Here is a 26,777-nt window from a genome sequence, read left to right on the forward strand (position 1 = left end):
GGCACCCGGAGGGTGAGGGCGGGGAGGCCCGGGCCTACAGCCTGCCCTGCGCCTTGAGGTTGATGTAGGCGTCCGCCAAAGCGGGCGCGATGTGCTCGGGGTCGGCGTCGACCACCTCCACGCCCATCCGGCGCAGCTCGGCGGTCACCCGGCGCCGCTCGCCCAGCGTCCGCTCCGCGGCCGCCGCCCGGTACAGCGCGTCCGCGCTGCCCCGCTCGGCGGCCATCAGCTCCACCGCCGGATCGTTGACCGCGGCGACCAGCAGCAGGTGCCGGGAGGTGAGCACGGGCAGCCTCGGCAGCAGCCCCTCCTCCAGCGACGCCGCGTTCAGGTCGGTCAGCAGCACCACCAGCCGCCGGGCCCGCCCCTGCGTGCCCAGGACGGTCCCCACCAGGCCCGCCGGGTCGGACTCCACCAGCTCCGCCTCCAGCGGGGCCATGGCCTCCACGATCCGGCCCACCTGCTGGCCGCCCTTGCCCGACGAGCGCACCTGCGCGCGCGTGCGCCGGTCGTAGGCCAGGAAGTCCACCCGGTCTCCCGCCCTGCCCGCCAGGGCGGCCAGCAGCAGCGCGGCGTCCATGGCGTGGTCCAGGCGCGGGGTGTCGCCCACCCGCCCGGCCGACGTGCGCCCGGTGTCCAGCACGATGAGGATGCGCCGGTCCCTCTCGGGCCGCCACGTGCGCACCACCACCCCGTCGCCGCGGGCCGTGGCCCGCCAGTCGATCGAGCGCACGTCGTCGCCGGGCACGTAGTCGCGCAGGGAGTCGAACTCGCTGCCCTGCCCGCGCACCATCGCCGTGTGCTGCCCCTCCAGCTCGCGCAGCCGGGACAGCTTGCCCGGCAGGTGGCGCCTGCTGTGGAAGGGCGGCAGCGTGCGCACCGTCCACGGCGCGGGCAGCGTCCGCTGCCTGCCCGCCAGCCCCAGCGGCCCCAGGCTGCGCACGGTCACGCCCGCGGCCCGGGCGTCGCCGCGCCGCGTCGGGGTCAGGACGGTCCTCACCCGGCGCCGCTCCCCGGCCGGTACCCGCAGCGGCTGGCTGCGCGGGGCGGCGTGCGAGCTCGGCGGCCAGGCGTCGCGCACCGACCCCCGCAGTCCCCGCCGCGTGGGGTTGGCGACGGTCACGTACACCGTCGCCGGGTCGCCCAGGCGCAGCGACGTGTCGCCCTCCCGGGACAGCAGCACCGCCTTGGGGCTCGCCGCCAGCACGACGTCCAGGGCGAGCAGCGCCGCCAGCACTCCCAGGGCCGCGGCCGCGGCCCCGGCGCCGATCAGGCCGGACAGCGCCACCGCGACCGTGGCCGCCAGCGCCAGCAGCACCGCCCGGCCGGTGACCACCATCAGCGCGGCACCGGGACGGAGGCGAGCACACCGTCCAGGATTCCGTCGGTGGTCGCCCCCTCCAGCTCGGCCTCGGGCCGCAGCGAGATCCGGTGCCTCAGCGTGCCCTTGGCCAGCGCCTTCACGTCGTCGGGGGTGACGTAGTCGCGGCCCGACAGCCACGACCACGCCCGGCTGGTGCGCAGCAGCGCGGTGGCGCCGCGCGGGGACGCGCCCAGCTGGAGGGACGGCGACTGCCGGGTGGCCCGGCACAGGTCCACGATGTAGCCCAGGACCTCGGGCGCCACCCGCACGCGCTCCACGGCCAGCCGGGCCGCGCGCAGCTCCGCCGCGCCCGCCACCGCGCTGACCCCGGCCGCGGCCAGGTCGCCCGGGTCGAAACCGGCCGCGTGGCGGCCCAGCATCTCCACCTCGGCCGCCCGCTCGGGCAGCGGGACGGTCACCTTGAGCAGGAACCGGTCCAGCTGGGCCTCGGGCAGCGGATAGGTGCCCTCGTACTCCACCGGGTTCTGGGTGGCGGCCACCATGAACGGGTCGGGCAGCGCGGACGGCCTGCCCTCCACGGTCACCTGGCGCTCCTCCATCGCCTCCAGCAGCGAGGCCTGGGTCTTGGGCGGGGTCCGGTTGATCTCGTCCGCGAGCAGCAGGTTGGTGAAGACCGGCCCCTCCATGAACTCGAACTTCGCGGTGTGCTGGTCGTAGACCAGCGAGCCCGTCACGTCGCCCGGCATCAGGTCCGGGGTGAACTGCACCCGCTTGTGGTCCAGGGACAGCGCCGCCGCGAGGGTGCGCACCAGCAGCGTCTTGGCGACGCCGGGCACGCCCTCCATCAGCACGTGGCCGCGGCACAGCAGCGCCACGACCATCGCGGTCACCGTCTCGTCCTGGCCCACGACCGCCTTGGCCACCTCGCGGCGCAGGGCGACCAGGGCCGCGCGCGCCTCGTCGGCTGATGGCAGTGCCTCGGGTGTGAAGGCGCTCACGTGCCGTCTACCTCTCTCGATACCTCAGTGGTCGGTCGCTGGTCCCCGCGGCTCAGGGTCACCGGAGCCTCCGGGCGCGCTCGTCGAGTTCTTCGGCGAGCCTGACCAGCGCGTCGTCGTCGCCCGCGTACGGGTCGGGGTCCCCGGGGCGGAGCAGGGCCCGCAGGTGGGCGGGGTCGTCACCGGTCCGCGAGGCGACCGCCGCCACGACCGCGTCGGGCGCGGCGTCGGCGCCCAGCCCGAGCTTGGGCGCGACCCGGTCCAGGAACCCCGACCGCAGCGCGGCCGCGGCCCGGTCCCGGGCCCTGCGCGACCGGTACAGCCCCGCACGCCCCTCGGTGGTCTCCGAGGCGCGCACCACCACGGGCAGCGACTCGGGAACCAGGGCGCCCATCCGGCGCCCCCGCCACAGGGCGAGCAGCGCGAGCGCGGCCACCAGCGGAACCAGCGACCAGCGCAGGCCCAGCGGCAGCAGCTGCCACAGACCGGAGCCGCCCTCCTGCTGGGGCGGGTCGGGACGCAGCCACACCACGTCCTCGGCGGCCAGGAGGTTCATCGCCAGCGCGGCGTTGCCCCCTGCGGAGAGCGCGGTGTTGGTCAGCGGCCCGCCGGTGCCCAGCACGGTCGTGGCGGCCCCGTCCCGCTCCACCCGGACCAGGGCGTCGCCGCTCCCGCCCGGGTAGCAGCCCACGGCGTCCGCGCCGGAACCGGCCGTGTACAGCTCACCGGCGACGTAGGCCTCGCCCGCGGCCTCGGCGGCCGACAGCCCGCACTCGGGGGCGTAGGGGGTCTCCGGGTTCGGGAACCCCTCCGGCTCCTCCCGGCCGGTCATGGCCACTCCGGGGGCGAACGCCTCCAGGGACCGCGTGGACGGCCGCACCAGGACGGTGTCCACGTCGAGCGCGGCCAGCGAGTCCAGCTCCTCGGGGAGCAGGCGGTGGTCCAGGAAGACCGCGAGCACGGCGTCGTCCCCGGCGTCGGCCACGGCCTCCTCGGCGGCGGCGGCGGAGCGCACCACGTGCACGTCGCGGTCCTCCTCCAGCACGTTCACCAGCGCCCGGGTGCCGTCCGGGTCGATGGAACCGGGCTCCAGGTGGCCGGTGGGGAACTGCTCGCTGCCCAGCGACAGCAGCACCGAGACCGTGACGAGCGCGGCCACCACGGCTGCCGGAACCCGGACCGAGCGCCACACCCGCAGGACGCGCGAGTCCTCCCGGGACGGCGCGCGGCCGGGGGAGCGCGGGGGCGCGGCCGGGGGAGCGTCGGCAGTCATCGGCCCGCCTCCCCGACGGGCCGGGCGGCCCTGAGCCGCGTGTCCAGCTCGCGCAGGAGGCGCGCGGAGTCGGCGGTGGCCGGGCGGTCGCCGTAGGCCACGTCGTTGAAGATCCGCGCGCCCTCGCTCAGCCCCTCGGCCTCGGCGGTCAGCACGGCGGAGGCCTCCGCGGCCAGCTCGGTCGCGGTGCGCCCAGCGCGCGGCGTGATGACCGCCCGCTCCTCCAGGTCCACGCTGATGGCCCTCAGCCTCTCCGTGACGGCGGCGGCGAACTCACCGGCCCCCTCGTGCCGGTCGGCGGCGGCCCGGTGGTCGGCCGCGTCCAGCGGCGCGCCCTCGTGCACGGGCGCGCCCGCCCGGCGGCCGCGGGTCGGGCGCAGCCAGAACACCAGCCAGACCAGCAGGACCGCGACGACCACCAGCAGCGGTCCGAGGACCGTCCAGCCGCCGAGGGCGTCCGGCGCCCGGGAGACCAGGTCTCCGAGGAGCTCGTCGAGCCAGGAGAGGAGGCGGTCCCACAGCGAGGGCTCCCGTTCCCCGTACAGGGGGTCGCTCAGCTCCTCGACGGCGCGCCGCCGCCCCTCCTCACGGGTCACCTCCCCGACGGCGGGCGCACTCACGTCCGCGGCTCCGGCAGGTAGATCTCCGGGCCCGGCTCGTAGCCCGCCTGGGCCACCTGGTGCAGCTTCAGGTCCAGACCCTCGCTGCGCATCCGGGCGTCCACGTAGAGCAGGGTGGTCACGCCCACGGTGAAGGGAGTGGTGAGCGCGTACACCACGACGTTGCCCACGTAGACGACGGCGCCCGCCGCGACCGCGGCCCAGGTCTCACCGGGCCCCACGAAGGCGGGGACCACCGACACGATGCTGAAGGGCATGCTCAGCAGGCTGCTCACCAAGCCCATGAGGACCATGGCCAGGAGTGCGATGCCGAAGGTCCGCCACCATCTGCCCCGCGTCAGCCGCCAGGAGCGGGCGAGGGCGGCGCCCGCTCCGAGGCGTTCGAGTACCACGACCGGCATGGCGAAGTAGATGCGGATGTAGATCCAGGCCGCCAGCGCGATGCCGCCGCCGAACCCCAGCACCAGCGACACGACGATGATGGTGACGCCGACGCCCTGACTGCCCGAGACGGCCAGGAAGATGCCCAGGAACAGCCCGAGGAGCCCCACGGTGAAGACGACCACGGAGAGGCCGAAGAAGATCAGCAGTTGCAGCACGGCCAGGCCCACGACGGACCAGATCCGGTCGCGCACGGCGGCCCAGGCCTGCGCCGGGCTGAGCTTGCGGCCGAGGACCGCCATGCCGACCACCGCCGTGAGCAGGCCGGTGACGAGGATGATCCCGGCCTGGGTCAGCAGGCCGCCGCCGTACAGGGCCACGAGGGACCAGCCGCTGAACGGGAACGGGGCGTTGGGGTCGAGCGACGCGGGGTCGGCCATCACCTGGTCGAGGAAGGCCCCGTAGTCGGACATGTATCCGCTGAAGCCGACCGAGCTGATGATGCTCGCGACCGCCATGACGATCAGCGAGAGCCCGACGGTGGTCTTGGGGTTGTTGCGGATGAGGCTGAACGCGCCGTTGAGGATGTCCCCCAGCGTCATCGGCCTGAGCGCGACCACGCCCGGCTTGAGCGCTCGCGGCTGTCCGTACGGGGGCTGTTGGCCGTATCCGGCCGGTGCCCCGTATCCGGGCTGTCCGTAACCGGGGTGCTGCCCGTACTGTCCGTAGCCCGGCTGCTGACCGTATCCGGACTGCTGCCACTGCGCCTGCTGGCCCTGGCCGTACTGCCCGTGACCCGGCGGCTGCCCGTACGCGGGCTGCTGTCCGTAACCGCCGCCGTGGGACGGCTGCTGGCCGGAGGCGTGCTGGCCGTACTGTCCGTATCCGGGCTGCTGCCCGGAGGGCGCCTGCCCGTACTGCTGCTGCCCGTACCCGGGAGCCTGTTCGGGAGGGGCGAAGCCCGGCTGCCCCTGGGGCGCCTGGTCGGCCGACGCGGAGCCCGGCCCTGCACCGGCGGGCGCGGAGGAGGCGGAGGACGGGCCCTCCTGACCGGGGGCGGCCCATCCGCCGGACGCGGGCGGGGGAGCGGCCTCGGAAGCCCCGCCGCCGTCCGGTCCGCCCGGGGGGTTCCCCGACGTGTCCCGGTGGTCGTCCTCCTGGGTCATCTGCCCCGCCCTCCATGGGGTTCGGTTACGCTGCGCGAGCACGCTTACGCGGTTTTCGGCCTCTGGTCAACCAACCTACCCGCCGGTTCCACCGGTGCCCGCGATGTTCGGGCGTATGCAGGCGCAACCGACCCACTTCATTCCTTTTGTATGCTTTCTGTTACCAACGGGCCGAGTCGCGAAGGTTCGCGTGCCAGGTCACCAGGGTCGACGCGCCGCAGGCCGAAACGGTTCCCACGGACCGAAAAACACCGACCGCTCTCCCGATACCGCCCGAAGGTGGCAAGGTGGGGGGAGGACGAAGCAGTTCCCCGCGTCTCGGGGCGCACCGAACGTTCACGCCGCTTGAGTGTTTTCAGAGAGAGGAGTAGGCGCCGCCGTACCCGCCCGCGCGCGGGTCCGACGCCCGGCGCCGGACGCACCGATGAAGGGACGTGTACTGGTTGTCGACGACGACCTCGCCCTCGCTGAGATGCTGGGCATCGTTCTGCGCGGAGAGGGGTTCGAGCCCTCGTTCGTGCACGACGGGGACAAGGCCCTGGAGGCCTTCCGCGAGACCAAGCCCGACCTGGTCCTCCTCGACCTGATGCTCCCCGGCGCCGACGGGATCGACGTCTGCCGTCAGATCCGCGCCGAGTCCGGCGTGCCCATCGTGATGCTCACCGCCAAGAGCGACACCATCGACATCGTCCTCGGGCTGGAGTCGGGCGCCGACGACTACATCGTCAAGCCCTTCAAGCCCAAGGAGCTCGTCGCCCGCGTCCGCGTGCGCCTGCGCCGCACCGAGGAGCCCGCGCCCGAGGTGCTCCAGATCGGGGACATCACCATCGACGTCGCCGGGCACGCCGTGCGCCGCGACGGCGAGCAGATCAGCCTCACCCCGCTGGAGTTCGACCTCCTGGTCGCCCTGGCACGCAAGCCGCGCCAGGTCTTCACCCGCGAGGTGCTCCTGGAGCAGGTCTGGGGTTACCGGCACGCCGCCGACACCCGCCTGGTCAACGTCCACGTCCAGCGCCTGCGCGCCAAGATCGAGAAGGACCCGGAGCACCCCGAGGTCGTCGTGACCGTCCGCGGCGTCGGCTACAAGGCCGGAACCGCCTGATCCTCCCGAGCCGCACATGACCGCAGCCACACCAGAGGAGGAGCGGGGGACCGCCTCCGACACGCAGCCCCCGCCCTCCGGGCAGCCCGCGGCCCGAGGCCGCTGGCGCGACGGCGGCACCGGGCTCACCCGCTCCTACGCGCTCGCCCAGCGCGCCGCCCGCGCCCTGGTGCGCGGCGTCCACAGCAACTGGCGCCGCTCGCTGCACCTGCGGGTCATCTCCACCACCCTGGTGCTGTCCCTGGTGGTCATGGTGGGCCTGGGATACGTGCTCATCTCCCAGGTGCGCGGCGGCCTGCTCGACGCCAAGATCTCCACGGCCGTCACCGACCACCGCGCCGGGCTCAACTACGCGTCGGCCGAACTCCAGGAGAACGAGTCGGGCGACCGCAACCGGCTCATGTACAACCTCGCCAACGAGCTCACCAGCCGCAGCGGCGACACCGGGCTGTACAGCGTGGTCATCCTGCCCTCGGTGGGCGGCGAGGTCGGCTGGGCCACCGGCGAGGGCAGCGTCCCGCAGCGGCTCATCAACCAGGTCCACGAGTCGGAGGTGGACGAGCAGCAGTACCACACCTACACGCGCATCACCACCGACCAGGGCGAGGAGCCCGCGCTGGTGGTCGGCGCGCAGCTCACGCGCGCCTACGAGCTGTACTACATCTTCCCGCTCCAGCACGAGCAGCAGATCCTCGACCTGGTCCAGGGCACGGTCGGCCTGGTGGGCGTGCTGCTGGTCATCCTCCTGGGCCTGATCGCCTTCGTCATCACCCGGCAGGTGGTCAGCCCGGTCCGTTCGGCCGCCCAGTCCGCCGAACGCCTCTCCTCGGGCGACCTCACCGAACGCATGGCCGTGCACGGCGAGGACGACCTCGCCCGGCTGGCCCTGTCCTTCAACGACATGGCGGGCAACCTCCAGGAGAAGATCCAGGAGCTGGAGGAGCTGTCCAAGCTCCAGCGCCAGTTCGTCTCCGACGTCTCCCACGAGCTGCGCACCCCGCTGACCACCATCAAGATGGCCGGGGACGTGCTCTTCGACGAGCGCGAGGAGCTCGACCCCACCATGCGCCGCTCGGTGGAGCTGCTGCAGAGCCAGGTGGAGCGGTTCGAGGAACTCCTCTCCGACCTGCTGGAGATCAGCCGCCACGACGCCGGGGCCGCCACCCTCGGCACCGAGTCGCTCGACATCCGCGACGCCGTCATGAAGGCCGTCGGCGACGCCGAGCAGATCGCCGAGCGGCGCGGCATCAAGGTCGTGCTGCGCCTGCCCACCGACCCCTGCACCGCCGAGTACGACGGCCGCCGCATCAACCGCATCCTGCGCAACCTCGTGGTCAACGCCATCGAGCACAGCGAGGGCCGCGACGTGGTGGTCACCGCAGCGTGCGACCGCGACGCGGTCGCCGTGGCCGTGCGCGACTACGGGGTGGGCCTCAAGGAGGGGGAGGAGCACCTGTGCTTCGACCGCTTCTGGCGCGCCGACCCGGCCCGGGTCCGCACCACCGGCGGCACCGGCCTCGGACTCTCCATCGCCAAGGAGGACGCCACCCTGCACGGCGGCTGGCTCCAGGCGTGGGGGCAGCCCGGCCAGGGCTCCCAGTTCCGCCTGTCCCTGCCCCGCCGCTCCGGCAGCGAGCTGCGAGGCTCCCCCCTGCCGCTCGTGCCGCCGGAGTTCGCGCTGGGCCGCACCTACACCGCCTTCGCCGACAAGGCCGAGAACGGCAACGGCGCCGTCCGCTCAGAGAAGGTGCCGATCAGGAACGGCGCGGACACCACGGAGGAGGGCGCGGCCGCCGTCCGCGCCGAGCAGCGCGAGGGCGAGGAGAAGCTGTGAGGACTTCGCACCGGTTCGGCCGCGCCGCGCGCGCCTGCCTGGCCGCGGCCGTGGCGGCCGTGTCCATGGCGGCCTGCGCGACCGTCCCCACCACCGGCCCGGTCGTGGCCAGCGACGGCAACGAGTCCGAGGGCGACCCCTACAGCGGCTACGTGCGCCTGCTGCCCGCCGGACCCCAGGAGGGCGTGGCGCCCGAGGGCCTGGTCAGCGACTTCCTGAAGGACATGGGCAGCTTCGAGCAGGACTACGAGGCCGCCCGCAGCTACATGCTGTCGAGCACGGACGAGTCGTGGAACCCGGACGGGACGGTCAAGGTCTTCCCCGGCCACGACACCGTCGACCTCGACACCACGATCAGCGGAGACGGGCTCACCGCCACCGTGCGGATGCGCAGCTCACTGGTGGCCACGATCGACGAGGACGGCAGGTACGTCTCCGGCGACTCCGGCCGCCTGCTCGACGAGACCTTCGTCCTGGCCCGGGAGAACGAGGACCCCGAGGGCGAGTGGCGCATCCAGAGCCTGCCGGACGAGCTCGTCCTCAGCCAGCTCGACCTGGAGCGCACCCACCGCCCGTTCAACCTGTACTACTTCAACCCCGACGAGAACGCCCTGGTCCCGGACCCGGTCTACCTGCCCGTCAGCAACGACGAGCTCACCGAGCGCCTGCTGCACAGGCTCGTCCGCGGCCCCAGCGCCTGGCTGGACCCCTCCGTGCACTCCTCCTTCCCCGAGGACGCCGATCCCGAGGTCGAGGTGGACGAGGACCGGGTCACCGTCAGCGTGACCGCCCCCGGCCAGGCCGACGAGTTCGGCATGGGCGCCCAGATCGCCTGGACCCTGCGCCAGCTGCCGGAGATCCAGGAGTTCACGCTCCGGGTGAACGGCAACGAGGTGGACTTCCCCGGGGCCGAGGGCGAGAGCGCCGACCGGCCGCGTCCGGGCAGCGCCTACTGGTCGGAGGTCAGCCCCGGCGCGACCTCGCCCGGCGTCCACGTCTACTACTCCCACGAGGGCCAGCTGTGGGCGGCCTCGGACTGGGACACCGACACCTTCGGCAGCGGTGAGCCGGTGCCCGGCCCCCTGGGGTCGGGCGAGGTACCCCTGGGCAGGTTCGCGGTGTCGCTGGACGAGCAGACCGTCGCCGGGGTCACCACGGGCGGCCGCAGGGTCGTCACGAGCGAGGCCACCCCGGGCGCCGCCGTCCGGGAGGTCCTGGCCGACGGGGTCTTCACAGAGCTGTCCTGGGACGTCAACGGCGACCTGTGGGTGGTCGAGGAGGTCGACGAGGAGGACGCTGGGGAGGACGAGGACGCGCGTGAGGACTCCGACGCCGAGAGCCCCAACCTCAACGGGCCGCCGCCCTCCCCGGGCCCGACACAGCTGTGGCTGCTGCGCGACGGCCACGAGGTGGTCCGCGTGGACGTGTCCGACCTGCGCGACAGGCCGCTCGTGCAGTTCCAGATCTCCCGGGACGGCACCCGCGCCGCGGTGGTCACCGAGGTGGACGGGCGCCGCTCGCTCCAGGTGGGGCGCGTGGTGGAGGACGCCGACGGTCAGGTCTCCGTCGAGTCGTTCATGACCCTGGCCCGCGAGCTGGAGGACGTCACCGACCTCTCCTGGCGCTCGGGCGACCAGCTGGTCGTGCTCGGCACCCGCGAGGGCGGTACCAGCCAGGCCCTCCTGGTGTCGCTGGACGGCGGTACGCCGCCCGCCAGCGCCGGAACCCCCGTCGCCAGCATGGTGACCGTCTCCGGAGCCCCCGGCCAGCCCCTGGTGGCCGGTTCGGACGACGGCAACATCTGGGTGTCCAGCGACCCGCTGAACTGGCAGAGCGTCGTGGAGGGCGGCTCACCGGCCTTCCCGGGCTGAGGCGTCGCGGGCGCGGCCGGACCCCGGCCGCGCCCGCGACGAAACAGGGGTGCGCCCGGCGGGGAGGCCTGGAAGGGTGGCGCCATGGAAGACCTGACCCGGCTGGGTACGCCGATCGACGCACGCCCCCACTTCTCCGGGGAGCGGGAGGACCTCCTCGCGCTCCTGCGCGGCCTCACCCCCGACGAGTGGCAGGCCGGGGCCGTGACCGGGTGGAGCGCGCGCGACGTGGCCGCCCACCTGCTCGGCGACGACTACTGGCGCATCGCGGGGATGCGCGACCGCTACCGGGCTGCCCCGGCTCCGGCGCCCGGGGAGCCGCTGGCGGCGTTCATCCACCGCAACAACCAGGACTGGGTGCGGGCCACCGCCAGGATCAGCCCGCAGGCGCTGGTCCAGACGCTGGAGATGACCGGACGCGAGCTCGCGCGGCTCTGGCGCTCCGCCGATCCGCACGCCCCGGGAGTCGCCGTCTCCTGGGCGGGCGCCGACCCGGCGCCGGTCTGGCTGGACTGCGCCCGTGAACTCACCGAGAACTGGGCCCACCGGCAGCAGATCCGGCACGCCGCCGGGCGGGCCACCGACCCCGGGCCCGCGGGCTCCCTGGTGCTTGACACCTTCATGCGCGCGCTGCCGCACACCCTGCGCGACGCCCCGGCGCGGACCGGAACTCGGGTGAGCGTGGCCGTGGACGGCCCGGACGGCGGCGAGTGGACCGTCACCCGCACCGGGGCCGGGTGGTCGCTGGCCCCCGGCGCCGCGGGGGACTCCGGCCCGCCCGCGGCGGCCGTGCGCTGGGACTTCGAGACCGCCTGGCGGCTGTGCGTGCGGGGGATCGAACCCGAGGAGGCCGAGGCCAGGGGCGTCCTCTCGGGCGACCCCGGCCTGGCCCGGGCCTGCTGCCGCATCGTGTCGATCATCCGCTGACCGCGCGGTCCGGCCGCGGCCCGGGCGGCGGTCGGCGGCGACCGGTCGGTACGGGCCGTTCCCGGGGGCGGAACCGCGGTGCCGGGACCGGAGCGGGAGCCGGTGAGGGGCGCGGAGGAGGTCTTCGGGACCGTTGTCCACAGGTCCGAGGAGGGGCTGGCGGGGGCCGTCGCGGACGCCCAACCTTGAGGTATGGACGAACGGACACACCCCGCGGGCGTGCTGCGGTGGATACTCGGCGCGCTGCTCGACCTGCTCCTGCCCCAGCCCTGCGCGGCGTGCGCGGGACCCTCTGGGCCGCTGTGCGCGCACTGCCTCACCGCGCTGCGGCGCCGCCCCCACCGCTGCGCGCCCAGGCCCGGCTGCCCGCCCGTCTGGGCGGTCGGACCCTACGCCGGGCGCCACCGCGGGGTGCTGCTCACCTACAAGGAGGGCGGTGCCGACGCCCTGGCCGCGCCCCTGGGCGGGTGGCTGGCCGCCGCCCACACCGCGTCCGGCCTGGCCCGCCCGGACACCCTGCTCGTCCCCGTGCCCGGGCGGGGCCCGCCGGGCGACCCCGGGCGCCGGTCACCCGGCTGGCGCGCGCCTGCCTGGCGCAGGCGGGCGGAGCGGGCGCCGGGCGGCTGGCGCCCTGCTGCGCTATCGGGGCCGTCCCCGGCGCCAGGCCGGTCTGGGGCGGCACGAGCGCCTGGCCAACCGGGCGGGCAGCCTGGTCGCGGACCGTCCGCTTCCCCGGGCCCTCGACGCGGCCCCCGGCGCGCGGCCCGGCTCGGAAGCCGGCGGAGCCGCGGTCGTGGTGGACGACGTCCTCACCACGGGCGCCACGGTGGCCGAGGCGACCCGCGCCCTGCGGGCCCGCGGGATTCCGGTTGCGGGCGCGGTGGTCCTCCTCGAGCGCCTGCCCGGCTCTGGCGGAGGTCCTTCCCGGGAGAAGGAGGCGGGTGGTGCAAGAAGGTTTTACGAACCCTCGTGAACAGGTGAAAAGTCCATGTACGAAGGGGTTTGAGGCAGTTACCGATGAGTTGGGAGGGTGGCTGCTACCTGACATCCTCGCCAGGACAGGTTACGGTCACGGTATGGCACCCGTCCGGGTCCGTGGTTGCGTCGGAGACTGTGAGCTCCCGGGAACACCGGGGGGCCACTCCGGCAAGCCGATGCCAGGCGCAGGCGAAACGGCCCACGTAAGGCGACTTTTCGTCGACCGATCACGGTGCGCCTTAGAGGTAAGCCCTGCCCCGCGGAGGGTCCAGATGTCCCTCATGACAGGGAGAAGAGCAGTAGTCGCGTACAAGAGCGGCGACACTCTCAGCAGGCGGATGTGGGGACGAAGACCAGGTCGGCCGGACGGGTGGCATCCCATCGTCCGGGGGTTCGCCAACGGCGAACCCCCGGAGACGATCCCCCGCGTCCCCGCCGCGTGCGTCCCGGCGCGGCCCCGGGCGACCTGCGGTCAATCGAGGGGCGGCCCGTCCCGTCAGACCCGACAGTCCCGGGAGTCCTCTCCTCCACCGCGGCGGTCTTCGCCAATCACGCCCCTGCTGCGCGTGATGACACCCCCGCTGGTGGGTATACGCATCTCCAACCGAGCCGTGCCCCCTACAGGACAGGGGCACCAGCGGAAGGGGGCTAGCGCGACACCCCTCCCGCCCCCCTGACGGCGGAAGGGACGCAGAGCCAGCCTGGCCGTCGTCTTCCGACGGCCACGCGATGAAGGGGGTCCTATGGACATCATCGTCAAGGGTCGACGCACCGGTGTGAGTGAGAAGTTCCGTCAGCACGTCGACAACAAGCTCGACAGGCTCTCCAAGTGGGAGAAGAAGGGCATGACCGTCGACGTGGAGGTGTCCAAAGAGCGCAACCCCAAGCTCGCCGACGTCTGCGAGCGGGTTGAGCTGACCATCCGGACCAACGGTCCGGTCATTCGCAGCGAGGCCGCCGCCTCGGACCGGTACGGCGCCCTCGACCTCGCCCTCGACAAGATCGAGGCACGCCTGCGCAAGTCCGCGGACCGGCGCAAGGTCCACCGGGGCAACCACGCCCCCGTCTCCGTCGCGTCGGCCACCGCCGACCTCCCCGGAGACCTGCCCTCGTCCGCCACCGCCACCGCGACGCAGGCTCCCCCCGCGCAGCGGAGCAGCGGCGAGGAGGACGTCAACGGCACCGAGGTGGACGGGAGGTTCTCCGACGAGTTCGTCGAACTCGACACCCAGGGGGACGCTCCCGTCGTCGTGCGGGAGAAGTTCCACCGGGCCAAGCCCATGAGCATCGACCAGGCGCTCATGGAGATGGAACTCGTGGGCCACGACTTCTACCTCTTCCACGACGAGGTCAAGGACGCCCCGAGCGTCGTCTACCGGCGCAAGGGCTTCAACTACGGCGTCCTCCGACTGGTCGACTAGGCAGTGTCTTTTTGGACCTCCGCTCCGCTTCGGACCGTGTTCGGGCACCCGGAGAACGGGAAGCTTCGGCGCCTGCGACGGGTTCGCTCGTTCCTCGCGAACCCGTCTCCGGCGCCTCCAGAACCCCGTGGGCGCCCGAACCGACCCCCACAAGCTGAGACCGGTTCAAAAAACAGACCTTAGACGTCCGCGACCGCCCTCGACGGATCCCCCCGCACGAAGCCGCGGCGGGTCCATCCGGACCCGCCGCGGCGTGTGCGCTCCCCTCCCCGTGCCCGGCCTCCGTCTCCGCCGGTCGGGCCGTCGGCCCGTGCCTACTCGGGCCGGTACTCGGCGTCCTCCTGCTTGATCCGGTGCAGCGGGGTGTCGTGCGGCTCCTCCGACTCGGCCCGGGGCGTGTCGAGGACGACGTCGCTCATCAGGTCGAAGACCAGGGCCACCACGGCCGCCGACACCAGCAGGACCGCCGCGATCACCAGCAGGACCACGGACATCCCCATGGCGACGCCGACCCCGCCCACGCCGAACCCGGCGCACGCCAGCAGGACCGCCGCCCACGACGACACGCGCCCGCGATGGCTGTTGCTCGGCGCGAGACTGCCGCCCTGGTGCTGGAACCCCCGGATGCGCCCGAAGCGGCTGTCGCCGTCGGGATGCTCCTTCTCCCAGGCCAGCGCGGGGTCGTCGGCCACCGGTTCGCGCCGCAGGACGGGCGACTCCCCGACGATCTCCTTGGCCGCGTCGTCGGGAGAACGCGGGGAGGGCGTCGACGGGTCCCTCGCCTCGCGGCCCCCGCCGTCCCGTGTCCCGCGGCCCTTCTTGTCTCGGTTCGTTCGCATGGTGATCCCCCCTGGGAACACGTTCGCGTCCGGTCCGTCCGCGGCCGTTCGGCCGCGGTGCGACCTCCTACCACGTGCCTACCCACGAAAGCCGCGACCCACCGGTGCCCGCGCCGAAAGCGTGGGGGAGGCGGTCGGCGTACGCGACCTGCGCCCCGTCCGCGCCGGTATCCGATCCCCCCTGGTACCGGGGCGTCGCGAAAAACCTTCCGAGCCCGCTGTCAGGTCTGTGACATGCGGGAACATATCGGTTGGTTTTCTTCGTTGCGCACAGGGAAACGTGCGGTCGGGCCGCGCCACCTGAGAGGGTGGGCGTAGGGTTCGTGTCCTCTAGGATGTAGGGCCGAGGGCCCAGGAACCCCCGCCGTCCTCCGCGGCCACGGGAAAGCGGTCAGCGGGCCTAGATCTGAACTCCACGTGGGTGGAGCCAACCGCGATCTGCGAGGAGCGCATAGGAAGTGCCAGGGATACTCGACAAGCTCCTGCGCGCGGGTGAGGGAAAGATCCTGCGCCGACTCAACAAACTGAAGGACCAGGTCAACTCGCTCGAGGAAGACTACGTCGACCTCACCGACGAGGAGCTGCGCGACCTCACCGGGGAGTACAAGGAGCGCTACGAGGACGGGGAGTCCCTGGACGACCTGCTCCCCGAGGCCTTCGCCACCGTCCGGGAGGCGGCCAAGCGCACCCTGGGCCAGCGCCACTTCGACGTCCAGATCATGGGCGGCGCCGCGCTGCACCTGGGCAACATCGCCGAGATGAAGACCGGTGAGGGCAAGACCCTGACCGGCACCCTCGCGGTCTACCTCAACGCCCTCGCGGGCAAGGGCGTCCACGTCATCACGACCAACGACTACCTGGCCAAGCGCGACGCCCAGAACATGGGCCGCATCTACCACTTCCTCGGCCTCGAAGTCGGCGTCGTCGGACCGCAGATGACCGCGGCCGACCGCCGCAGCGCCTACCAGGCCGACATCACCTACGGCACGAACAACGAGTTCGGCTTCGACTACCTGCGCGACAACATGGCGCTCTCGCTCAAGGACACCGTCCAGCGCGAGCACTACTTCGCCCTGGTCGACGAGGTCGACTCCATCCTCATCGACGAGGCCCGCACCCCGCTGATCATCAGCGGCCCCTCGGAGCAGAACTCCCGGTGGTACGCCGAGTTCGCCAAGATCGCCCCGCGCCTCAAGCGCGAGGAGGACTACGAGGTCGACGAGAAGAAGCGCACCGTCGGCATCACCGAGTCCGGCGTGGCCAAGGTCGAGGACTGGCTGGGCATCGACAACCTCTACGAGGCCGTCAACACCCCGCTCATCAGCTTCCTCAACAACTCGCTCAAGGCCAAGGAGCTGTACAAGCGGGACAAGGAGTACATCGTCAAGGACGGTGAGGTCCTCATCGTCGACGAGTTCACCGGCCGCGTCCTGGCGGGCCGCCGCTACAACGAGGGCATGCACCAGGCCATCGAGGCCAAGGAGCGCGTCAAGATCAAGGACGAGAACCAGACTCTCGCCAAGGTCACCCTCCAGAACTACTTCCGCCTCTACGAGAAGCTCGCCGGCATGACCGGTACCGCCCAGACCGAGGCGGCGGAGTTCACCCAGACCTACAACGTCGGCGTGGTGCCCATCCCCACCAACAAGCCGATGGTCCGTCAGGACGTCAAGGACGTCGTCTACAAGCACGAGGACGCCAAGTTCCAGGCGCTCGCCGAGGACATCGCCGAGCGCCACGAGGCCGGGCAGCCCGTCCTGGTCGGCACCACCAGCGTCGAGAAGTCCGAACTGCTGTCCCGGATGCTCAAGCGCGAGGGCGTGCCCCACGAGGTCCTCAACGCCAAGAACCACGCCCGTGAGGCCGCGATCATCGCCCGCGCGGGCAAGCTCGGCGCGGTCACCGTCGCCACCAACATGGCCGGTCGCGGTACCGACATCATGCTGGGCGGCAACCCCGACTTCCTCGCCGACGAGGAGCTCCAGGGCCGCGGCCTGAGCCCGCTGGAGACCCCCGAGGAGTACGAGGCCGCCTGGCCCGAGGCGCTGGAGAAGGCCAAGGCCGACTACGAGGAGGAGCACGAGAAGGTCGTCGAGGCCGGCGGCCTGTACGTGCTCGGCACCGAGCGCCACGAGTCGCGGCGTATCGACAACCAGCTCCGCGGCCGCTCCGGCCGCCAGGGCGACCCCGGCATCTCCCGCTTCTACCTCTCCCTCCAGGACGACCTGCTGCGCCTGTTCAACAGCAGCCGTCTGGAGGCGTTCATGAACCAGCTGAACATCCCGGACGACCAGCCCATCGAGTCCGGCATGGTCAGCAAGGCGATCGCCTCCGCGCAGGGCCAGGTCGAGACGCAGAACTTCGAGATCCGCAAGAACGTCCTCAAGTACGACGAGGTCCTCAACCGCCAGCGCAAGGTCATCTACGCCGAGCGCCGCAAGGTCCTGGAGGGCCAGGACCTGCGCGACCAGGTCATGAGCATGCTGGAGGAGGTCCTGCGCGGCTACGTCGTGGAGGAGACCGCCAACGGCGACCCCAGCGACTGGGACCTCGACAAGCTCTGGCGGGCGTTCAAGCAGGTCTACCCGATCAGTTTCACCGTCGACGAGTTCATCGAGGAGAACGGCGACCTGCACACGCTGACCACCGAGGTGATCTCGGAGCGCGTGGTGGAGGACGCCAACACCGCCTACGAGGCCCGCGAGGCCGAGCTGGGCGAGGAGGCCATGCGCGAGGTCGAGCGCAGGGTCATCCTCCAGGTCATGGACCGCAAGTGGCGTGAGCACCTCTACGAGATGGACTACCTCCAGGAGGGCATCGGGCTGCGCGCCATGGCGCAGCGCAACCCGCTGATCGAGTTCCAGCGCGAGGGATTCGACATGTTCCAGCAGATGCTGGAGGCCATCAAGGAGGAGTCCGTCGGCTACCTCTTCAACGTCGAGGTGCAGGTCCGCAAGAAGGAGGAGCCCGCCCTCACCACGGCCGCCGCGGCCAAGACCGCCGCGGCCGTCGGCGGCTCCGCCAGCGCGACCGCCGTCGCGACCGCCGTGGAGGAGGACGAGGAGGTCCAGGACGCCGCCTCCCCGGTGGAGGAGGCCGAGCCCGCCGAGGACGTGGTCGTCCCCGGCTTCGGCGAGGGCCAGCCCAACCGGCTCCAGTACTCCGCGCCGAGTGAGGACGGCACCGTCGAGCGCCACAGCGAGACGGCCGACGAGTACTCCGGCACGGCGCGCAACGCGCCCTGCCCGTGCGGCTCCGGCAAGAAGTACAAGAAGTGCCACGGCGACCCGGCCGCCAAGTAGGCGGGCGGTAGGCCCCGGCGGCAGCCGGAACACGACGCGCTCGGGCGCGGCTCCCACGGGAGCCGCGCCCGAGCGCGTTCGCCGTCCGCTCCGCGGGCGCGTCCGGGCGCCCGCGGACCGCCGCCCGGAGACGGGGCCCGGACTCAGGCGGGCAGGGGCCGCTCCCGTACGACGTGCTTCATCACCAGCGTCGAACTCAGGTGCTGGACGCCGGGCAGGGTGGCCAGGGACTCGTCGTAGAGCACGCGGAAGGCGGCCAGGTCGGCGCTGACCACGCGCAGCAGGTAGTCGGGGTCGCCGAACAGGCGCTCGGCCTGCACGACCTGGGGGATGTCCTCGACCGCCCGTTCGAAGGCCGCGACGGTGTCCCGGTCCTCCTGGCGCATGGTGACGAAGACCAGAGCCTGGAAGCCCAGCCCCACCGCCTCGGCGTCCACGACCGCGCGGTACCCGCTGACCACCCCGGCGCGTTCGAGTTCGCGCAGTCTGCGGTGGCACGGGGAGACGCTGAGCCCGACGCGGTGGGCCAGTTCGGTGACGCTCAGACGGCCGTCCTCCTGGAGCTCGGCAAGAATCTTCCGGTCGACGTTGTCCATGGAGGAGATTCTTCCACCAATAGCGTTTTCGGCCGCAAGAAGTGGAACCATTTTCGGGCGTTTTATGACTACTCTTCCCCTCTGGACAGGAGTTTCGAGGAGAGGAGTGGCCGTGGAACCGGCTTCGGTCGCCGCGTTCTGGACGGTGTCGGTCCTGCTGATCCTGGTGCCGGGGGCGGACTGGGCCTACACCATCTCCGCCGGGCTGAGGGACCGCTCGGTGCTCCCGGCGGTGTCCGGACTGCTGCTGGGCTACGTCGCCCTCACCGGGGTCGTCGCGGGCGGGGTCGCGGCGCTGGTGGCCAGCACACCGGCCGTGCTCACCGGCCTGACCCTGGCGGGAGCCGCCTACCTGGTGTGGCTCGGAGCGGCCACCCTGGCCCGTCCCGCGGTGCCCGGCGCGGGCGGAGCCGCGGTGCCCTCCTCCTGGGGCTCGCGCGTGCTGACCGGTACCGGCGTCAGCGGTCTCAACCCCAAGGCGCTTCTGCTGTTCCTGGCACTGCTGCCGCAGTTCACCGACCCCGCTGGCGGGTGGCCGATGGCCGCGCAGATCGGCACCCTGGGCCTGGTGCACACGGCCAGCTGCGGGGCGGTCTACCTGTGCGTGGGCGTGCTCGCCCGCACGGTGCTGGGAACCCGCCCCGCCGCCGCGCGCGCCGTCAGCCGCTTCTCGGGGGCGGCCATGATCGTGATCGGCGCGGGCCTGATGGCCGAACGCCTCCTCTGATCACGGTCGCCAACCGCCCCGGGACGGGTGCGGACCGAGGCGTTCGCTCCGGGAAGACCCCGGGCCGGACCAGCGCGCCCGCTCCGGTCGGTGGGCGAAGGAGCGCCCCGCCCGCCGGAGAGGTCGGACCGGGGGCGGGGCACCCCGAGGGAGGGGGCGCGAGGCCCCCTGCTCAGCCTTTTTCCTTCAGCGTCCCAAGGGGAACCCCGCGCCGCCAGAGCCGACTCCGGCCTGTGGAAAACCCCGGCGGATCAGCCGGAGGAACCCGTCCCGCCCTTCGATGAACCCCCGGACTCCGGCGGGTCCTCGCCGGTGTTGGCCTCGGTGTGCGCCCGCACGGTCTCGCCCGGCTCGTCCGGGTCGCGCTCGCGGCCCGGTGTGGGCAGGTTCAAGCGGGTGATGAGCAGGTAGAAGATCCCGAAGTAGGCCGCGAAGTACACCAGGCCCAGCAACAGGATCAACCCCAGCCCCTGGGTGTTGTCCTTCGTGGCGTTCAACAGCATGTCGATCAGGCCCGCCGAGAACCCGAAGCCCAACTGGGCGTCCACCGCGTTGAGCACCGCCATCGAGACGCCGGTCAATACCACGTGCACCGCGAACAGCGCCGGGGCCACGAAGATGAACGCGAACTCCACCGGCTCGGTGATGCCCGTCGCGAACGCCGTCAGCGCCGCGGGGATCATGATCGACCCGATCTGCGTCCGCCGGGCCTTGGGCGTGGCCAGCCACATCGCCAGCGCCGCGCCGGGCAGGCCGAACATCAGCACCGGGAAGAACCCGGACAGCAGACCGCCCGCGTCCGGGTCTCCGGCGAAGTAGCGGGTGATCTCGCCGTGCGTCACGGCGCCGTCGGGAGCGGTGTAGGTGCCCGACACGAACCAGATGAACGAGTTCACCACGTGGTGCAGGCCCAGCGGCAGCAGCAGGCGGTTGATCACCCCGTAGGCTCCGGCTCCCACCGCGCCCGCGCCGATGATGCCCTCGCCCAGGTCCTGGATCCATCCGCCCACGACCGGCCAGATGAGGCCGAGGGCCACGCCCATCAGCAGACCGGCCAGCGCCGTCACGATCGGCACGAACCTGCGGCCGCCGAAGAAGCCCAGCCAGGTGGGCAGCTTGATCCGGTGGTAGCGCTGCCACAGCACGGCCGCCACCAGGCCCACCGCGATGCCGCCGAGCACGTCGGTCGGGTTCTTCACCGCGTGGTTGATCACCGGCATGACCGCGTTGACGGCCTCGGGGTCGGTGACGGGCTGGCGGGTCACCGGGTCCACCGCCAGCGGGTACGTGGTCAGCCGCGACCCCAGGTCGCCCGTGGCACCGTCGAAGGTCACCATCGTCCACGTGGCCACCCGGTCGAACACCAGGTAGCCCACGACCGCGGCCAGGGCCGTCGAACCGTCGGCGCGCTTGGCGAACCCGATCGCCACACCGATCGCGAACAGCAGCGGCAGGGCCTGGAAGACCGCGTCGCCCGCCATGCCGACGGCTCCCGCGACCGGCTCCATCCAGCCCATCCCGGAAAGCCCGGCCAGGCCGTCCGCGCCGAGCAGGTCGGGCTGGCCCAGGCGGAGCAGGATCGCGGCGGCGGGCAGGACCGCGATGGGCATCATCAGGCTGCGGCCGAGCCTTTGCAGGACGGCGAGCGTGGACGAGCCGCGCTTGGACCGGCCCGCCCCGCCCGGGGGCTGCGAGGCGGTCGGTGTCGGGGTCTGGTCCGAACTCATGGGGGGTCCTTCCTCGGACACGCGCCTCGTGGGCGCGGGACTTCAGTCGCCGTGACGCCGGGGGTCCAGCCGGGAGTGCAGCTGGTAGCGGTCGGCTCGGTAGGTGGACAGCGCCAGTTCCACGCACTGTCCGTTGGCGAAGCTCCGGCGCTGCATCACCAGCACCGGGCTCCCAGCTGGCAGGCCGAGTAGTCGGGAGTCGGCCGAGTCGCAGATCCCGGCCTCGATGGTCTGTTCCCCGGAATCCAACAGGATGTCGAACTCGTTTTCCAGCACCTCGTAGAGGGACCGTTCGGCGAGGTCGTAGTCCTCCAGGCCCGGGACCATGGCGGCGGGGATGTTGGAGCGCTCCACGGCCATCGGCTCGTCGTCGGCGGTACGCATGCGCTCGATGTGGTGCACCAGCGTGCCCGGTGCGATGTCGAGCATGCGCGCGGTGTGCCCGCTCGCCGGGATGACCTGGCGGATCAGCTCGCGTGCTCCCGGTTCGAAGCCGCGTGCGCGCATGTCCTCGCTGAAGGAGGCCAGCACCAGGGACATCTCGATCTTGGGACGGGCGATGAAGGTCCCCTTGCCGGGGACCCGGTACAGCCGCCCCTCGGCCACCAGCAGGTCGATGGTCTGGCGGACGGTCATCCGCGAGAGCCCGTAGGTGGCGCTGAGCTCTCGCTCGGAGGGGATCATGTCGTCCACGCCCAGCCCCGCCGCGGTGATCCAGTCCAGGAGCAGGTCGCGCAGTTGGCTGTACTTGGGCAGCGGGTTGCTGGGGTCGATCGACATGGAGCGGGCGGCCTTCTCGGTCGGCGGGTGGGTTGGCGTCAGACCTTAGCGCGGACGGACCCTGCGTGTCCGGCGCACCCGGCCCGGGTACCTCCGGGACGATTCGGACATGACTGGTATAGTCCGGACTAGACCACAGCTCCGATCGCGTGTCAATCCACCCAAGGGCAGGCGGTTCGCACCTGTTACCGGGGCGGACCGGGGCCCGTCCGGGAGTCCGGTCCGCCCGCGCCGCACCCCTGCCCGCCGTCCGCCAGACCCGACACGCGCTCCGCCGCGTCCACCGCCCGCGCCACCCACAGGAAAGGCCCTCCATGACCACCACGAGCGTGATGCGTTCCGAGATCGCCGAGCAGCCCGATGCGCTGCGCCGCACCTTCGCCGAACTCCTGCCGCTGCGCCCCCAGATCGAGGCCCTGGGCCGCCGCACCAAACACGTGCTGTTCATCGCCCGAGGCTCCTCGGACAACGCCGCGGTCTACGGCAGCTACCTCCTCCAGGCGCACACCGGCCGCCTGGCCACCCTGGGCTCGCCGTCCATCGCCACCACCTACGGGGCGCGGATCGACCTGTCCGACGTCCTGGCCGTCGCGATCTCCCAGTCGGGCAAGACCGAGGAGATCGTGGAGACCATGCGATGGGCCGCCGACTGCGGCGCGCGCACCGTCGGCGTCACCAACGGCGCGGAGTCCCCGCTGGCCCGCGAGGCCGACGTCGCCCTGGTCACCCGGGCCGGGAGCGAGGTCGCGGTGCCCGCCACCAAGACCTACAGCACCCAGCTCGCCGCACTCGCCGTCCTGGCCCTGGGCCTGGGCGCGGACCTGGACCCCGGCGACCTCACCCGCGTCTGCGAGGCCATCGAGGAGACCCTCGCGGCGCCCTCGGACGCCCTGGAGGAGATCGTCGAACGGATGGTCGCCGTGCAGGGAGCGGTCATCTCCGGCCGCGGCCTGGCCTTCTCCACCGCGCTGGAGGCCGCCCTCAAGCTCAAGGAGGCCTGCTACCTCCACGCCATGGGCCTGTCCTACGCCGACCTGCTGCACGGACCCATCGCCGTGGTGGACCCGCGCACCCCCGCCCTGCTGGTGGCCGCGCCCACCGGCCCTACCCTCCAGGGCACGGTCTCCCTCGCCGAGCGCGTCCGCTCCGCCGGGGCGCCGGTCTTCGGCTTCGGCGGCGGCGACGCCCTGGCCGCCGCCAGCGACGTGTCCGTGCCGGTCCCCGACGTGCCCGAGTGGGTGTCCCCGATGAACCTCATCGTCCCCGCCCAGCTGCTCACCGAGCGCCTGGCCCGCCGCCTGGGCTACAACCCCGACGTCCCGCGCGGCCTGAACAAGGTCACCCAGACCTCCTGAGCCGAGGACAACACCCCGTCCGGCCCCGACCCTGGTGCGCGCGGTGCCCCGCCCCTAAGCTCGCCCTCAGGTTTCGGGTACACCCCGTTCCACGGCAGAACACGGAGGACACATGGCGGACAAGGCAGCGGCGATCGTCGCCGGTCTGGGCGGCGCGGACAACATCGAGGACATCGAGGCCTGCATCACCCGGTTGCGCACCGAGGTGGCCGACCCCGGTCTCGTGGACGAGAAGGCCCTCCAGGCCTCCGGAGCCCACGGCGTGCTGGTCTCGGGCAACGTCGTCCAGGTGGTGGTCGGTCCCGAGGCCGACGCCCTCACCGACGATATTCGGGACCTGCTCTAACAGGCCCCGCCAGGAAGGATCAAACCCTCCAGGGAGGGAAGACACCCCCCATGTCAGATGTGATCGGTACGCTGCGCGTACTCTCCCCCGTGCCCGGAACGGCTCTGTCCCTCGAAACGGTGCCCGACCCCGTCTTCTCCCAGTCGATGGTCGGCCCCGGGGTCGCCGTCCACCCCGAGCCCGGTCAGGAGGGCGGGCAGGAGGGCGTCCAGGACGCCGTGTCCCCGATCGCGGGGACCCTGGTCAAGCTGCACCACCACGCGTTCGTGGTGATGGCGCCCGACCACCGCCGTGGCGTGCTCGTCCACCTGGGCATCGACACCGTCCAGATGGCGGGGGAGGGGTTCACCCTCCTGGCCGCCGAGGGCGACCGGGTCGAGCCGGGCACACCGGTGGTGCGCTGGTCGCCGGGTTCGGTGGCCGCGCAGGGGAGGCCGTCGGTGGTCCCGGTGGTCGCCCTGGACGCCTCGCCCGACGCGCTGGGTGAGGTGGTCAGCGGGTCGGTCGACCGGGGTGACACCCTCTTCACCTGGGCCTGAGGGGTGCGCGGACCCGGACCCGCGCACACCGCTCGACGGAGCCCCGAACCGCCGCCACGCGCGCCCGCGTGGCGGCGGTTCCGCCTCCGGGCCTGCCGGAACGGGTATTCTCCGGCGGCGAACCCACGATTTCGCCGGAGATGAAGTCCGCCATGAAACTGTCCGTTCCGCACGCCTTGGCCCCGGCCTGCGTGGGACTCGCGCTGATCGCCACCGCATGCACCACAGAGGAGGTGGGTTCCTCGCAGGAGGACCGCGAAACCCAGCCGTCGGCCGAGGCCGAACCCTTCGAGCCCGTGCTCGCGCCCCGGCTGCTCTCCGAGATGGACCTGGACGACAAGATCGGCCAGCTCCTCGTCCTGACCGCCCAGGGCACCTCGGCCGCCGAGAACGCCGCCCAGATCGAGGCCTACCGGCCCGGCGGCCTCATCTACTTCGACGCCAACCTCACCGACGCCGAGCAGATCGCCACCATGTCGGCGGGTGTGCAGGACCTGGCCGCCGAACAGGGGCAGGGCGTTCCGCTGTTCGTCGGCATCGACCAGGAGCAGGGCCTGGTGGCCCGGCTGCCCGTGGGCACCCGCTTCCCCGACGCCATGGCCGTCGGCGCCACCCGCGACACCGAACTGGCCGAGCTGCGCGCCTCCACCACCGCCGAGGAGCTCACCGCCCTGGGCATCAACCTCAACTACGCGCCCGACGCCGACGTCAACACCGATCCCGACAACCCGGTGATCGGCATCCGCTCCTTCGGCTCCGACCCCGATCTGGTCGCGCGGATGGCCGTCGCCGAGTCGGGCGCCTACTCCGGCGCCGGTGTGGTGTCGACGGTCAAGCACTTCCCCGGGCACGGCGACACCGACGTGGACAGCCACAGCGGCCTGCCCGTCATCGACATGCCGCGCGAGCAGTGGGAGGCCGAGCACCTGCCGCCGTTCCGGGCGGCCATCGAGGCGGACGTGGACGCCGTCATGACCGCCCACGTGCTCATGCCGCAACTGGACGGGAGCGAGGAGCCCGAGCCCGCCACCATCTCCCCGGAGCTGATCGACGGCATCCTCCGCGGCGAACTGGGCTACGACGGCGTGGTGACCACCGACGCCCTGAACATGGAGGGCGTGCGCCAGCGCCACTCCGACGGCGAGATCGCCGTGCGCGTGCTGGAGGCGGGCGTGGACCAGCTGCTCATGCCGCCGGACCCCGCCGCCGCGGTGTCCGCGATCCGCGAGGCGGTCGAGCAGGGCCGCCTGAGCGAGGAACGCGTCGACGAGTCCGCGCTGCGCGTCCTGGCGCTCAAGGAGAAGCGCGGGATCCTGGAGGCCGAACCGGTGGACCCGCAGGGCGCCGCGGCGGCCCTGGAGGACCCCGGGCACGCCGAGGCCGCCCAGCGCGTGGCGGACGCCTCCGCGACGCTGCTGCGCAACGAGGGCGACCTGCTGCCCCTGGCCGAGGGCAGCGGTGTCCGCGTCCAGGGCGTGGGCGCGGAGCAGATCTCGGCCGCGCTCACCGAGGCCGGCGTCGACGTGGTGGAGAGCGGGGCCGACGCCGTGGTCGTGGGCACCGGGGGCGGCAGCGGGGCCTCTGAGCAGAGCGGCCTGGTCCAGGCCGCGCGCGCCGAGGGGCTGCCGGTGATCGTGGTGTCCCAGGGCACGCCCTACGACCTGGCGGCCTTCCCGGAGGCGGAGGCGTTCGTGGCGGTGTACTCGTCCGTGGACGTGTCGCGGGCCGCCGCCGCGCGGGTCGTCGCCGGACAGGTGAAGCCCTCCGGGAAGCTGCCGGTGGACATCCCCGCGGCCGACGTGGAGATCGGTACCGGGCTGACCACCTGACCGGCCGGGTTTCGCCGGGGGTTGAAACGGGCGGGGAACGGGAAGAACGCTTCCCCGCCCGACCCGCGGGCGTCTGGGGGAGAGGTCACCGACGACCGGAGGAGGGGATCGGATGGACGGCACCCGGCGAGGGGTCATCTGCGACTGGGGCGGTGTCCTCACACCGCCGCTGCCCGTGGGCATCCGGGCCTGGCTGCACGCCGACCGCATCGACGTCGAGCACTACCACGAGGTCATGCGCCCCTACTTCGACGGCAGCGTCGAGGGGGAGAACCTCGTGCACGCCCTGGAGCGGGGCGAGATCGACACCTGCGCGTTCGAGCGCGAGCTGGCGGCCCTGCTGCGCTGCACCCACGGCGGTCCGGTGGTCGCCGAGGGGCTGATCGACCGCATGTTCTGCGAGTTCGACCCCGTGCACGACATGTACGAGGCCCTGCGCGAGGCCAGGACCGCCGGGGCCGTGACCGCCCTGCTGTCGAACTCCTGGGGCAACTGCTATCCCCGTGAGCACTTCGAGGCCACCTTCGACGAGGTGGTCATCTCGGGAGAGGTGGGGATGCGCAAGCCCGAGCACCGCATCTACCTGCACACCTGCGAGCGGATCGGCCTGCGTCCCGAGGACTGCGTGTTCATCGACGACCTGGAGCACAACGTCCGCACGGCCGAGGAGCTCGGGATGACCGGCATCCTGCACACCGACGTGGACGCCACGCGGCTGGAGCTGGAGCGCTTCCTGGCGCCTGACGGCGACGGCGCGCCCCCGGTGCCCGGGGAGCGGGCGGCCTGAGCCCGGGGTTTGGCACACTTGGTGTGTTCAGCCCACATCCTGGAGAGCCGATCGC

General features: G+C 72.5%; 21 protein-coding genes and 1 pseudogene. 13 read left to right on the forward strand and 9 right to left on the reverse strand.

Features of this window, described 5'->3' with window-relative positions; translation table 11 throughout:
* Positions 1-34: 34 nt before the first annotated feature.
* The 5 genes from KGD83_RS06470 to KGD83_RS06490 are packed head-to-tail and all read right to left on the reverse strand — an operon-like array spanning position 35 to position 5,762.
* On the reverse strand, positions 35-1,339 hold the full coding sequence (locus KGD83_RS06470; protein WP_212642975.1) for a DUF58 domain-containing protein: 1,305 nt from the start codon (positions 1,337-1,339) through the stop codon (positions 35-37).
* The gene (locus tag KGD83_RS06475; RefSeq protein ID WP_212642976.1) at positions 1,339-2,322 is read right to left on the reverse strand and encodes an AAA family ATPase; all 984 of its coding nucleotides are present in this window, start codon (positions 2,320-2,322) and stop codon (positions 1,339-1,341) included. The genes KGD83_RS06470 and KGD83_RS06475 overlap by 1 nt, the downstream gene beginning before the upstream one ends.
* Positions 2,323-2,380: 58 nt before the next feature.
* Positions 2,381-3,595: a DUF4350 domain-containing protein gene (locus KGD83_RS06480; protein WP_212642977.1), complete on the reverse strand. Its 1,215-nt coding sequence runs from the start codon at positions 3,593-3,595 to the stop codon at positions 2,381-2,383.
* Positions 3,592-4,215: a DUF4129 domain-containing protein gene (locus KGD83_RS06485; protein ID WP_212642978.1), complete on the reverse strand. Its 624-nt coding sequence runs from the start codon at positions 4,213-4,215 to the stop codon at positions 3,592-3,594. The genes KGD83_RS06480 and KGD83_RS06485 overlap by 4 nt, the downstream gene beginning before the upstream one ends.
* Positions 4,212-5,762, reverse strand: coding sequence for a glycerophosphoryl diester phosphodiesterase membrane domain-containing protein (locus tag KGD83_RS06490; RefSeq protein ID WP_212642979.1), 1,551 nt, complete (start codon positions 5,760-5,762; stop codon positions 4,212-4,214). The genes KGD83_RS06485 and KGD83_RS06490 overlap by 4 nt, the downstream gene beginning before the upstream one ends.
* Positions 5,763-6,186: 424 nt before the next feature.
* Here KGD83_RS06490 and mtrA point away from each other — a divergent pair, with 424 nt between their 5' ends.
* The 6 genes from mtrA to hpf all read left to right on the forward strand — a co-directional run bounded on the left by mtrA (position 6,187) and on the right by hpf (position 13,895).
* Positions 6,187-6,864, forward strand: coding sequence for an MtrAB system response regulator MtrA (mtrA, locus tag KGD83_RS06495; RefSeq protein ID WP_013154750.1), 678 nt, complete (start codon positions 6,187-6,189; stop codon positions 6,862-6,864).
* 16 nt (positions 6,865-6,880) lie between these two features.
* The gene (gene mtrB / locus KGD83_RS06500; RefSeq protein WP_212642980.1) at positions 6,881-8,698 is read left to right on the forward strand and encodes an MtrAB system histidine kinase MtrB; all 1,818 of its coding nucleotides are present in this window, start codon (positions 6,881-6,883) and stop codon (positions 8,696-8,698) included.
* Positions 8,695-10,569, forward strand: coding sequence for an LpqB family beta-propeller domain-containing protein (locus tag KGD83_RS06505; protein ID WP_212642981.1), 1,875 nt, complete (start codon positions 8,695-8,697; stop codon positions 10,567-10,569). Before mtrB ends, KGD83_RS06505 begins: the two co-directional genes overlap by 4 nt.
* A gap of 84 nt (positions 10,570-10,653) precedes the next feature.
* Complete coding sequence (locus KGD83_RS06510) at positions 10,654-11,496, forward strand: maleylpyruvate isomerase family mycothiol-dependent enzyme (RefSeq protein ID WP_212642982.1); 843 nt, start codon at positions 10,654-10,656, stop codon at positions 11,494-11,496.
* A gap of 826 nt (positions 11,497-12,322) precedes the next feature.
* Complete coding sequence (locus KGD83_RS28475; RefSeq protein ID WP_249352407.1) at positions 12,323-12,469, forward strand: hypothetical protein; 147 nt, start codon at positions 12,323-12,325, stop codon at positions 12,467-12,469.
* A 748-nt stretch (positions 12,470-13,217) separates the two neighbouring features.
* The gene (gene hpf / locus KGD83_RS06520; protein WP_212642983.1) at positions 13,218-13,895 is read left to right on the forward strand and encodes a ribosome hibernation-promoting factor, HPF/YfiA family; all 678 of its coding nucleotides are present in this window, start codon (positions 13,218-13,220) and stop codon (positions 13,893-13,895) included.
* Positions 13,896-14,209: 314 nt separating this feature from the next.
* On the opposite strand, the gene KGD83_RS06525 is transcribed toward hpf, so the two are convergent.
* On the reverse strand, positions 14,210-14,734 hold the full coding sequence (locus tag KGD83_RS06525; RefSeq protein WP_212642984.1) for a hypothetical protein: 525 nt from the start codon (positions 14,732-14,734) through the stop codon (positions 14,210-14,212).
* A 458-nt stretch (positions 14,735-15,192) separates the two neighbouring features.
* Between KGD83_RS06525 and secA the strand changes: the two genes are divergently transcribed.
* Positions 15,193-18,036, forward strand: a complete 2,844-nt coding sequence (secA, locus tag KGD83_RS06530) for a preprotein translocase subunit SecA (protein WP_212642985.1) — start codon at positions 15,193-15,195, stop codon at positions 18,034-18,036.
* Positions 18,037-18,179: 143 nt separating this feature from the next.
* On the opposite strand, the gene KGD83_RS06535 is transcribed toward secA, so the two are convergent.
* A complete protein-coding gene (locus KGD83_RS06535; RefSeq protein ID WP_013154742.1) occupies positions 18,180-18,632 on the reverse strand; it encodes an Lrp/AsnC family transcriptional regulator in 453 nt (150 codons plus the stop codon).
* A gap of 112 nt (positions 18,633-18,744) precedes the next feature.
* Here KGD83_RS06535 and KGD83_RS06540 point away from each other — a divergent pair, with 112 nt between their 5' ends.
* Positions 18,745-19,359, forward strand: coding sequence for a LysE family translocator (locus KGD83_RS06540; protein WP_249352179.1), 615 nt, complete (start codon positions 18,745-18,747; stop codon positions 19,357-19,359).
* 251 nt (positions 19,360-19,610) lie between these two features.
* On the opposite strand, the gene KGD83_RS06545 is transcribed toward KGD83_RS06540, so the two are convergent.
* Positions 19,611-21,086 (reverse strand): PTS transporter subunit EIIC, encoded by a 1,476-nt coding sequence (locus tag KGD83_RS06545; RefSeq protein ID WP_212642987.1) that lies wholly within the window; start codon positions 21,084-21,086, stop codon positions 19,611-19,613.
* A gap of 42 nt (positions 21,087-21,128) precedes the next feature.
* Entirely contained in the window at positions 21,129-21,866 is a 738-nt protein-coding gene (locus KGD83_RS06550) for a GntR family transcriptional regulator (protein WP_013154738.1), read from the reverse strand.
* Between the two features lie 314 nt (positions 21,867-22,180).
* On the opposite strand from KGD83_RS06550, the gene KGD83_RS06555 reads away from it, so the two are divergent.
* The 5 genes and pseudogenes from KGD83_RS06555 to KGD83_RS06575 all read left to right on the forward strand — a co-directional run bounded on the left by KGD83_RS06555 (position 22,181) and on the right by KGD83_RS06575 (position 26,722).
* Positions 22,181-23,221 carry an SIS domain-containing protein gene (locus tag KGD83_RS06555; RefSeq protein WP_249352181.1) on the forward strand — a complete coding sequence of 347 codons (1,041 nt, stop codon included), beginning with the start codon at positions 22,181-22,183 and terminating at the stop codon, positions 23,219-23,221.
* A gap of 100 nt (positions 23,222-23,321) precedes the next feature.
* A pseudogene (locus KGD83_RS06560) lies at positions 23,322-23,567 on the forward strand (glucose PTS transporter subunit EIIB); the annotation flags it as partial.
* Between the two features lie 50 nt (positions 23,568-23,617).
* Complete coding sequence (locus tag KGD83_RS06565; RefSeq protein ID WP_212642989.1) at positions 23,618-24,106, forward strand: PTS sugar transporter subunit IIA; 489 nt, start codon at positions 23,618-23,620, stop codon at positions 24,104-24,106.
* 152 nt (positions 24,107-24,258) lie between these two features.
* Positions 24,259-25,935: a glycoside hydrolase family 3 protein gene (locus tag KGD83_RS06570; RefSeq protein ID WP_212642990.1), complete on the forward strand. Its 1,677-nt coding sequence runs from the start codon at positions 24,259-24,261 to the stop codon at positions 25,933-25,935.
* A 112-nt stretch (positions 25,936-26,047) separates the two neighbouring features.
* Positions 26,048-26,722 (forward strand): HAD family hydrolase, encoded by a 675-nt coding sequence (locus tag KGD83_RS06575; RefSeq protein WP_212642991.1) that lies wholly within the window; start codon positions 26,048-26,050, stop codon positions 26,720-26,722.
* Positions 26,723-26,777 lie beyond the last annotated feature (55 nt).

This window comes from Nocardiopsis akebiae (genome assembly GCF_018316795.1).
In the GTDB taxonomy this organism is placed as follows: domain Bacteria; phylum Actinomycetota; class Actinomycetes; order Streptosporangiales; family Streptosporangiaceae; genus Nocardiopsis; species Nocardiopsis dassonvillei.

Excerpts from the sequence above, each read along its gene's own strand:
- KGD83_RS06525 (WP_212642984.1), bottom strand. The coding sequence starts at position 14,734 with ATGCGAACGAACCGAGACAAGAAGGGCCGCGGGACACGGGACGGCGGG.
- KGD83_RS06575 (WP_212642991.1), top strand. The coding sequence starts at position 26,048 with ATGGACGGCACCCGGCGAGGGGTCATCTGCGACTGGGGCGGTGTCCTC.
- KGD83_RS06480 (WP_212642977.1), bottom strand. The coding sequence starts at position 3,595 with ATGACTGCCGACGCTCCCCCGGCCGCGCCCCCGCGCTCCCCCGGCCGC.
- KGD83_RS06565 (WP_212642989.1), top strand. The coding sequence starts at position 23,618 with ATGTCAGATGTGATCGGTACGCTGCGCGTACTCTCCCCCGTGCCCGGA.
- hpf (WP_212642983.1), top strand. The coding sequence starts at position 13,218 with ATGGACATCATCGTCAAGGGTCGACGCACCGGTGTGAGTGAGAAGTTC.
- KGD83_RS06510 (WP_212642982.1), top strand. The coding sequence starts at position 10,654 with ATGGAAGACCTGACCCGGCTGGGTACGCCGATCGACGCACGCCCCCAC.
- KGD83_RS06535 (WP_013154742.1), bottom strand. The coding sequence starts at position 18,632 with ATGGACAACGTCGACCGGAAGATTCTTGCCGAGCTCCAGGAGGACGGC.
- KGD83_RS06470 (WP_212642975.1), bottom strand. The coding sequence starts at position 1,339 with ATGGTGGTCACCGGCCGGGCGGTGCTGCTGGCGCTGGCGGCCACGGTC.
- KGD83_RS06570 (WP_212642990.1), top strand. The coding sequence starts at position 24,259 with ATGAAACTGTCCGTTCCGCACGCCTTGGCCCCGGCCTGCGTGGGACTC.
- KGD83_RS06555 (WP_249352181.1), top strand. The coding sequence starts at position 22,181 with ATGACCACCACGAGCGTGATGCGTTCCGAGATCGCCGAGCAGCCCGAT.
- KGD83_RS06490 (WP_212642979.1), bottom strand. The coding sequence starts at position 5,762 with ATGACCCAGGAGGACGACCACCGGGACACGTCGGGGAACCCCCCGGGC.
- mtrB (WP_212642980.1), top strand. The coding sequence starts at position 6,881 with ATGACCGCAGCCACACCAGAGGAGGAGCGGGGGACCGCCTCCGACACG.
- mtrA (WP_013154750.1), top strand. The coding sequence starts at position 6,187 with ATGAAGGGACGTGTACTGGTTGTCGACGACGACCTCGCCCTCGCTGAG.
- KGD83_RS06545 (WP_212642987.1), bottom strand. The coding sequence starts at position 21,086 with ATGAGTTCGGACCAGACCCCGACACCGACCGCCTCGCAGCCCCCGGGC.
- KGD83_RS06550 (WP_013154738.1), bottom strand. The coding sequence starts at position 21,866 with ATGTCGATCGACCCCAGCAACCCGCTGCCCAAGTACAGCCAACTGCGC.